At 68.0% G+C, this 781-nt stretch carries 1 protein-coding gene and 1 pseudogene; both read left to right on the top strand.

Going from position 1 to position 781, the window contains the following annotated elements:
- The coding region (locus CF8_RS20480) for a helix-turn-helix domain-containing protein (protein WP_232211552.1) at nucleotides 1-547 on the top strand (547 nt) is incomplete at its 5' end.
- A gap of 49 nt (nucleotides 548-596) precedes the next feature.
- Nucleotides 597-781 (top strand): annotated as a pseudogene (locus CF8_RS22210) (hypothetical protein); the annotation flags it as partial.

Raw genomic sequence — 781 nt, 5'->3', positions numbered from 1 at the left:
CATGAATGCGGTCAGTTTGGCGGAGGCGGTGGATGTGATGGGCCCTGCCCATCTTGACCAGACCGCCTTCGCTGCGGCCGTGAACGTCACCCAGGCGGCCGTCAGCCAGTGGCTTTCGGGTCGCCGCTCGACCCCGACTGATGTCGAGGAGGTCCTGCGGCAGCTCGGCCATGCCTGGAGCGGGGAGGCGGTTCGTCTCGGGACCGACCCACTGGGGCGCTACATCACCGCGCCGGTCGAGCGCTGGACCCCGGTGTTCAGGCCACGCGGTCGGTTCCGGCTCGGCATCCACCTGAACTGGTCAGGAAGCGCGAGTGCACGGTGGTTCGACGCCGAAGACGCCGGCGACGTGATCGAGTCCTACAGCCTGGTCCTGACCAACGGCACCGCGGCCGACGCGCACACCTGGATCGAGCCTGAGCTCCTAGCCCGGTTCCTGCCGCTGTTCCGAATCAGCAACCAGCGGCGCACCTCCTGGGCCACACACCTGAAGTCGCTCGGCTACACCGTCGACGATGCGGTCGAGGTACCTCGTGCCGTTGTCTAGCGGCCAGGAGCGCGCCGCAGCGATCCTGCTGTCGGCCTCTGGAAGCCGCATGGCCCTGGGAGGAGGGGGCGCGTTGATCGCCCACGGCCTGGTCGATCGCGACTCCGAGGACCTTGACGCGTTCATCGACTCCCGCGAAGACTTCCGGACTGTCGCGAACCGGGTCCGGGCCGCCTTTCAGGGCGCCAACTACGAGATCAGCGACAACGACAGCCTGGGCGACCCGAGCCAGAT

The organism is Nocardioides sp. CF8 (assembly GCF_000389985.1).
GTDB classification, from domain to species: Bacteria; Actinomycetota; Actinomycetes; order Propionibacteriales; family Nocardioidaceae; genus Nocardioides; species Nocardioides allogilvus.
This window is presented reverse-complemented; position numbering and strand designations above follow the sequence as displayed.